The organism is Caballeronia sp. M23-90 (assembly GCF_053574605.1).
In genome coordinates, this window is the sequence record NZ_JBSIPA010000591.1 from 1 (window position 1) to 3,443 (window position 3,443).

Genomic DNA, 3,443 nt, shown 5'->3' on the forward strand with positions numbered 1-3,443 from the left:
TGAACGTGTCAGCCGCGCGATCAACGGAACGCGCCGCACTGCCCACGTCATCGGCCAGCGAATTCACACGTGGCAAGGTTTCATAACCGACTCGCGCCGACATCTCCTGTAACGACTCGTTCACTTTGTTCAATACGCGGCGGAACGCGCCGGCCGCGTATTGAACGAATTGAACGTGTCAGCCGCGCGATCAACGGAACGCGCCGCACTGCCCACGTCATCGGCCAGCGAATTCACACGTGGCAAGGTTTCATAACCGACTCGCGCCGACATCTCCTGTAACGACTCGTTCACTTCGTTCAATACGCGGCCGGCGCGTTCCGCCGCGTCGCCCGCCTTGTTCAGGTTCGTGACAAACGGACCGTCCGCACGGCTCAGGTTGTTCGCCAGCGCGTTCGTGGAAGCGAGCGTGCGGTCGAGCTGATGCAGCGTGCGCGGCAACTGTTCCGCCACCGGTCCGACTTGCTTGCTCAACATGGCGATGCCGTCGGCCGCGCCCTGCAGGCTCTTCGTTGTCTGCATGACCTGATCGCGCATGTCGTCGGACAGGAATCTGTCTGCGTCGTCGGCGATGCGTTCAAACTTTTTGATCAGGATGTCGCCACGTTGCTGCAATTGATCGAACAAACCGGGATGCAGCGGCAGCGAAGCGACCTGGGTCGACGATGACGTCAACGGCGCCGGGTCCTTGCCCGTGTCGTCGAGTTGCACGAACGCAATGCCCGTTACGCCCTGGAACCCAAGCGTGGCGAACGTGGATTGCGTGATCGGCGCGGTTTTATCGACCATGATGCGAATCCGGATCTGACCGGGATGGCCCTGGTCGAATTTGATGGACTGCACCTTGCCGACGCCGAGGCCGCGATAACGCACGTCGGCGTCGGTATAGAGGCCCGTCACGTTGGTCCGCGCGACCAGGTCATACGGCACGCGCACCGTGCGGTCGACGTTGAAGAAGAACACCGCAACGCCAATAGCGACCATCAGTCCGATAGTGAACAGACCGGCCAAGAACGCATGGGATTTGTTTTCCATCAACAGGTTCCTTTGTTACTGCTTACTGCCTGAGCGCAAAACGAAGCCACTCATGAGAACGCCTAGAGCGTGGGGCCGCACGGCGCATCTTCGAGCGCGACCGCCGGCAACCTTTTGCGGCGTTCGGGCGGAAGCGCCTGCAACGCGCGCCTGCCGCGCCGCCCGAGAAAATACTCGCGGATAAACGGGTGATCGACCGCGACCGCCTCTTCCACGGGCGCGGCGACCAGCACCCGCCGATCGGCGAGCACCGCCACGCGCGTGGAAAGCGCGACCATGGTGTCCAGGTCGTGCGTGACGAGAACCACGGTCAAACCCAACGCGCGATGCAGCGTAGCAATCAAATCGACAAATTCGTCCGATGCCTTCGGGTCGAGCCCGGCCGTGGGTTCATCGAGGAAAAGCAGTTCGGGTTCGAGCGCGATCGCCCGCGCAATACCCACGCGCTTGACCATCCCGCCCGATAACGCCGACGGCATCTTGCTCATGTTCTTGCACGAAAGGCCGACCATTTCGAGCTTGAGCATGACGAACTCGCGGATCAGGTCTTCCGGGATCTTGCCGAGTTCGCGAAACGGCTGGGCAATGTTGTCGTACACCGACAGAGAAGAAAACAGCGCGCCCTGCTGGAACATCATGCCGGAGCGCGTGCGCAGCATCCGCGCGGTTTCCTCGTTCATCTTCGCCCATTCTTCGCCGAGCACGCGGATGGTGCCGCTCGTGGGCGACTCGAGTCCGAGCATCTGCCGCACGAGCGTGGTCTTGCCGGAACCCGAACCGCCGAGCAGCGCGAGAATCTCGCCGCGCCGCACTTCGAGGTTCAGGTGTTCGTGAATCACCGTGCTGCCGTAGCGCTTGGTTACATCGACGACTTCGATGACAGGCTCCGCCGTCACCGGAGTCGGCTTATGGCGAACGGCCGAGGCGAGCGTTGCCGACATCAGATTCCCACCCGTTGAAAAAGGATCGCGAAGACGGCGTCCGCCAGGATCACGATGGTGATGGACGACACCACCGAGGTCGTGGTCCCCTCGCCCAAGCTTTGCGAGTTCGCCTTGATGCGAAAGCCGAAATGACACGCGGCCAGCGCGATCAGCATGCCGAACACCACGCCCTTGCCGAGCCCGATCCACAAATTCGCGATAGGCACGACCGACGGCAGCGACCGCGCAAAAAACGACAGGTCGATACCCAACACCAGCTTCGCGGCCAGCGCGCCGCCGAGCAGCGAGACCATGTTGGTCCACATCACCAGCAACGGCATGGCAATACCAAGCGCCAGCACGCGCGGCAGCACGATGCGCAAGCCGTGCGGAATGCCCATGACCTGCATGGCGTCGAGTTCTTCCGTCACCCGCATCACGCCGATCTGCGCGGTGATCGCGGACCCTGAACGCCCGGCGACCAGGATGGCCGAGAGCACAGGCCCCAGTTCTCGGATCACCGACAACCCGAGAATATTCACGATGTACTGGTTCGCGCCGAACATGCGCAATTGTTGCGCGGACAAATAGCTCAGTACGATCCCGATCAAAAATGCGACCAGCGCCGTAATGCCGAGCGCCTGCGTGCCGGCGCTATATATGTTCGCGGATATCTCCGTCCACGGAATTCGTTTCGGCCGACGCACCAGTCCGATCAGGTCCAGCACGAAGCCGCCGAACAGCGCCAGGCCGCCGTACAAATGCTCGAAGAACGAGAACAGGATCAGCCCGAAGCGCGTGATGGGGTCGATTCGATCCACCACCTCGGGCTCGTCGCGATTGGCGTCGAGCAATGCGACGCGCTCGAAGATTTCTTTCTGCGTGTCGGAGAGTGACACCTGCTCCGGGAGCTTCCTGCCCCACACGCGCCAGAGCGCCTGGCCGCCCACGTGATCGAGCCGTTCGACGGGCAGCAGGTCCCAGTGCTTGATTGCTTCCTGGCCCACGCCGCGTAGCCGTTCCACCACGCCGCGCTTGGTGGTCGCATGATCGCGCGCCAGTGCAAGCGCCGTCCACTGGCCGGAAAGCCGGACAACCTTGCCCTGCTGGCCGGCCTCGACCTTGAGGCCTGGCGGAGTGTCGAAGTTCAAGGCTCTAAAACGCTCGGAGTAGGGTTTCAGGGAGCACTCATTGTAGCGAAGCTATTCTGGAATCTCGCGAAAGGTGACAGCGTTGGCCATTCGGCCGGGTTTTCCGCGCTCCGGCCCGTGCATCAACCGTCGCGAAGGGTTCCGGCGCCACGCCCGGGTCCGGCACATCGCTACAATGCGCATATGAACTCATCCAATTCGTCTTTTCCTCTCGATGCCCGATTGCGAGCGCAATTCCGGTGATGGCCGACATTCCGCTCGTGATCACGGAAGGCAATTACCTGCTGCTGCAGCGCGGCCATTGGAACGCGGTTAGATCGTTGCTCGACGAAGA

General features: G+C 62.0%; 3 protein-coding genes and 2 pseudogenes. 1 reads left to right on the forward strand and 4 read right to left on the reverse strand.

Annotated features, from left to right (window positions below):
• The 4 genes and pseudogenes from ACRXB1_RS33035 to ACRXB1_RS33050 form a co-directional block, all read right to left on the reverse strand.
• Positions 1–133: pseudogene (locus ACRXB1_RS33035) on the reverse strand (MlaD family protein); the annotation flags it as partial.
• On the reverse strand, positions 130–1,035 hold the full coding sequence (locus ACRXB1_RS33040) for an MlaD family protein (RefSeq protein ID WP_449494426.1): 906 nt from the start codon (positions 1,033–1,035) through the stop codon (positions 130–132). The gene ACRXB1_RS33040 and the pseudogene ACRXB1_RS33035, both read right to left, overlap by 4 nt.
• 62 nt (positions 1,036–1,097) lie before the next feature.
• On the reverse strand, positions 1,098–1,976 hold the full coding sequence (locus ACRXB1_RS33045; protein WP_062168806.1) for an ABC transporter ATP-binding protein: 879 nt from the start codon (positions 1,974–1,976) through the stop codon (positions 1,098–1,100).
• Complete coding sequence (locus ACRXB1_RS33050; protein WP_061998305.1) at positions 1,976–3,109, reverse strand: MlaE family ABC transporter permease; 1,134 nt, start codon at positions 3,107–3,109, stop codon at positions 1,976–1,978. The genes ACRXB1_RS33045 and ACRXB1_RS33050 overlap by 1 nt, the downstream gene beginning before the upstream one ends.
• Positions 3,110–3,327: 218 nt before the next feature.
• Between ACRXB1_RS33050 and ACRXB1_RS33055 the strand changes: the two are divergent.
• Positions 3,328–3,443: pseudogene (locus ACRXB1_RS33055) on the forward strand (nucleoside/nucleotide kinase family protein); the annotation flags it as partial.